This window comes from uncultured Mycobacterium sp., assembly GCF_964249325.1.
In the GTDB taxonomy this organism is placed as follows: domain Bacteria; phylum Actinomycetota; class Actinomycetes; order Mycobacteriales; family Mycobacteriaceae; genus Mycobacterium.
This window is the reverse complement of record NZ_CAXUCH010000085.1, coordinates 1-3,871: the sequence shown is the minus strand read 5'-3', so window position 1 is coordinate 3,871 and position 3,871 is coordinate 1. Positions and strand designations below refer to the sequence as shown.

Below are 3,871 nucleotides of genomic sequence, written 5' to 3'. Positions count from 1 at the left end.
CAACACCAGTCCCGCGTCGAGTTGGCGGATCTCGTCGGTACCGGTCACGCAGAACTCCACCCCGCTGGCGCGCTGTTGGCCGAGAACCCGCTTGGGTGTGACTTGGTATGCCAGTCGGATACGCCGTCCCGACGGGACGGACGAGCCGTCACCGAGTTTGCTCAAGATCTCCAGTTTCTGCCGGGTCAAGGCGTCGGAGATGGTCGCCAGGTCGCGGCGCACCAGCTCGTGGTCCGCGGCGCTCAGCACGACGTCGGCTGTCGTCGTCAACCCGATCAGCTCGGGCAGCGTGACCACCGAATGCGCCGGCCCGCGTCGGGCAGCGATGACCACCTCCTGCACCCGCGAGCAGCGCAGCGCTTTCAGCGCTCGGTCCGAGATGTCGGTGCGCGCCAGCTCGTCCGGGTCGGCGGTGAGCACGCGGGCCACATCCAAAGCGACGTTGCCGTTGCCGATGATCACCACGCGCTCATGACTGAGATCGATTGCCAGATCAGCAAATTCGGGGTGACCGTTGTACCACGCCACCACCTCGGTGGCGGTTGCGGTACCGCGTTGGCCCATGCCGTCGACGTCGAGCCGACGGTCGTTGGGCGCGCCGCTGGCATAGATCACGGCATGGTGGTGAGCGAGCAGGTCGGCGTGGCTCAGGTGCCTGCCGACCTCGATGTTGAGATAGAACCGAAAGCCGCGACGCCTTGCGATCCGGTCGAACAGCGTGGTGACCTGTTTGGTGGTCTGGTGGTCGGGTGCCACCCCTGCGCGCACCAACCCGTAAGGCACCGGCAGCTTTTCGAAGACGTTGACCCGCACACCGTGTTGGGTGAGCAGTTCATCGGCCGCGTACATCGCCGCCGGCCCCGACCCGACGATGGCCACGGTCAACGGGCCGCGGCGTACCTGCGGCGCCGGGAGCACCGGCGCCAGCTTCGAGGCCGGTGGCAGCTTCTCATCGGCCGGGCGCTCCGGATAATAGGAGGCGTTGATTTCGACGAACGGCTGCTGCTCGACGGTCAGCCGGTTATCGGACGCAATCGCTCCCACCGGGCAGGCGCTCACACAGGCCCCGCAGTCGACACAGGCGACCGGGTCGATATAGAGCATCTCGGAGGTGGCGAACCCCGGCTCGTCCGGTGTGGGATGGATGCAGTTGACCGGACAGGCGTAAACGCAGGACCCGTCGCTACAGCACGACTGGGTGATGACGTGCGGCATGAAGCAGGGCTATGCGGCCGGAACCGCGACCAGATGCTGGCGCTGCGGCTCGCTGCGGTAGCGCGACGGCTTGCCGTTGATCTTGCAGGTCCGCCACATCAGCTTGGCGACCGGGTTCATCAGACCGGTGTCGTAGCAGAGCATCCGCACGTCGCCGAACATGTCGCGAATCATCTTCTGCGACTCCGGCGAACGGAAGAACACTTCCTTGCGCACCTCACGGGGAATGTCGAACTCACGCCAAAAGGCCCTCGGTGGCACCACGATCGCCGAGCACAGGACGCGCATCGTCAGCGGAACATACAGCGAGAGCCAGAACCGCTTGCGCCGCGGCAGGTGCGGAACCCGCTTGCGCAGGTATTCGTGAGCGAAGGAGATGTGGCGCGCTTCCTCGGCCACGTGTATGGCCATCACCCGCTCCATGATCGGATGCAGCTCCTTGCCCTCACGCAGGATATTTTTCTGCGCGTGGTCGATGGGCTCCTCGCCGGCGAGGATGCCGAACCAGAACGGGATCGGCAGCGGGCCGGCGACCAACGGAATCAACGGCTGGACCCACTTCAGCAGCCGCGGCATGCCGGGCACGTCGGTGCCGATGCGGTTCACCATCTCCTGGAACATCATCGTGTGGTTGCACTCTTCGACCGCCTCGTGCAGGCAGTAGCGGTACTCCGGGGAGCCGTTGGGCACCCAGAACGCGTACTCCATCAGGCCGCGGATCAGGATCGATTCAAAGTGCAGGCCCACTTTGGCGACGTTGGCCTGCCGCCACATACCGATCTTGATCTTGCGCTCCAGCGGCTGCGCCTGATACCACGGGTGGCGGCCCAGCGGGTCGGTGGCCGGCAGGACCCACCGCGGGTCGTTGTCGGTGACCGCGAATTCGGGTGCGTCCCAGTCGATGTCGGTGTACGGGTTGAAATTGCGCCGCACCGACCCCTCGGACAGTGTGGTTAGCTTGTCGACGTAGTCGGCGTCGTCGCGCACCTCCATGTTGCGACGCCACCGCTGCACCATCTTCGTCCGAGCCATGGGCTAGCCTCCTAGCGAGGTTTACATTTGGACGCTTCGTGTACACAGTACCGCAGGTACCGGAAACTTGCTAGACCCGGGTACGGCACTGTGGCACAACCCAACTGAACGACTTTTCTGTGACCCAGGTCACTTCCCGCGGTCCTGCCGCCGCGGTCAGCCAGCCCCACCGGCCGCTCACTAGGCTGGTGGCCATGGCTGACCAGTTGACGATTCCTGACGGCATCAAACCCCGCGACGGCCGCTTCGGTTGTGGACCGTCGAAGGTCCGCCCCGAACAACTACAGGCGCTGAGCGGTAGCGCGGCCGGGCTGTTCGGCACGTCGCACCGGCAGGCCCCGGTGAAAGACCTGGTCGGCCGGGTCCGCAGCGGGTTGCGCGACTATTTCTCGCTCCCCGACGGTTATGAGGTGATTCTGGGCAACGGCGGCGCGACGGCATTCTGGGACGCCGCGGCGTTCTGCCTGATCGACAAGCGGTCGCTGCACCTGAGCTATGGCGAGTTCAGCTCCAAGTTCACCTCGGCGGTCGCGAAGAACCCGTTCATCGGCGACCCGATCGTCATCAAGGCCGAGCCCGGCAGCGCGCCGGAACCGCAGAGCGATCCGTCGGTCGACGTCATCGCGTGGGCACACAACGAAACGTCGACCGGGGTGGCGGTGCCGGTGCAACGCCCGGCCGGCTCGGGCGACACCCTGGTCGTCATCGACGCCACGTCGGGTGCCGGTGGCCTGCCGGTCGACATCACCGAGGCCGACGCCTACTACTTCGCGCCGCAGAAGAGTTTCGCCAGCGACGGCGGCTTGTGGATAGCGCTGCTGAGCCCGGCGGCGCTCGCGCGCATCGAAGCCATCGCCGCGTCTGGGCGCTGGGTGCCCGACTTCCTGTCGCTGCCGATCGCGGTGGACAACAGCGTCAAGAACCAGACTTACAACACCCCGGCGATCGGCACGCTCGTGCTGCTGGCAGAGCAAATCGACTGGCTGATCGGCAACGGCGGGCTGGAATGGGCGGTCAAGCGCACTGCGGACTCCTCGCAGCGGCTGTACTCGTGGGCGCAAGAGCGGCCCTACGCCACGCCGTTCGTCGCCGAGCCCCGGCTGCGGTCCCAGGTCGTTGGCACCATCGACTTCAGCGACGACGTCGATGCCGCGGCGGTGGCCAAGGTGCTGCGGGCCAACGGCATCGTCGACACCGAGCCATACCGCAAACTCGGCCGCAACCAACTGCGGGTCGGCATGTTCCCCGCGGTCGACCCCGATGACGTCAGCGCGCTCACCGAGTGCATCGACTGGGTGGTCGAACGGCTCTAAACGGTCCTCCGCCAGCCCGCGTGTCAGCGCGGTTCTGGCCGCTAGCTGCATTAGAGTGCGCACCTGACAGGCCCGTCGCGTTGGTAGGCAAAGAGCCTGCGAGGAGGTCGACATGCGGGAACTCGCGGTGCTTGGACTCGATGTCGACGGCAAACACATCATCTGCGAAGGCCTTGCCGGCAACGGGGACCCGAGCGAAAAGTTCAAGCTGCTGGTGGACGACCGGCTGCGGGCTGCGGTACGCGGCGACGGGGCAGGGCTGGGGCAAACCCGGATCGACATCGAGGTCAACAACATGCCCAGCCCCAAAG

General features: G+C 66.0%; 3 protein-coding genes and 1 pseudogene (1 of these 4 cut by a window edge). 2 read left to right on the top strand and 2 right to left on the bottom strand.

Translation table 11 applies throughout. The features are described from left to right. Both ACFE99_RS12635 and ACFE99_RS12630 read right to left on the bottom strand, forming a co-directional pair. Window positions 1-1,215: pseudogene (locus ACFE99_RS12635) on the bottom strand (FAD-dependent oxidoreductase) (it extends 477 nt beyond the left edge of the window). A 9-nt stretch (window positions 1,216-1,224) separates the two neighbouring features. After that, the gene (locus ACFE99_RS12630; protein ID WP_375485732.1) at window positions 1,225-2,247 is read right to left on the bottom strand and encodes a diiron oxygenase; all 1,023 of its coding nucleotides are present in this window, start codon (window positions 2,245-2,247) and stop codon (window positions 1,225-1,227) included. A 194-nt stretch (window positions 2,248-2,441) separates the two neighbouring features. Between ACFE99_RS12630 and serC the strand changes: the two genes are divergently transcribed. Continuing rightward, window positions 2,442-3,560, top strand: coding sequence for a phosphoserine transaminase (serC, locus tag ACFE99_RS12625; protein WP_375485730.1), 1,119 nt, complete (start codon window positions 2,442-2,444; stop codon window positions 3,558-3,560). 112 nt (window positions 3,561-3,672) lie between these two features. Then, on the top strand, window positions 3,673-3,871 hold a 199-nt coding region (sepH, locus tag ACFE99_RS12620; RefSeq protein WP_375485728.1), incomplete at its 3' end, for a septation protein SepH.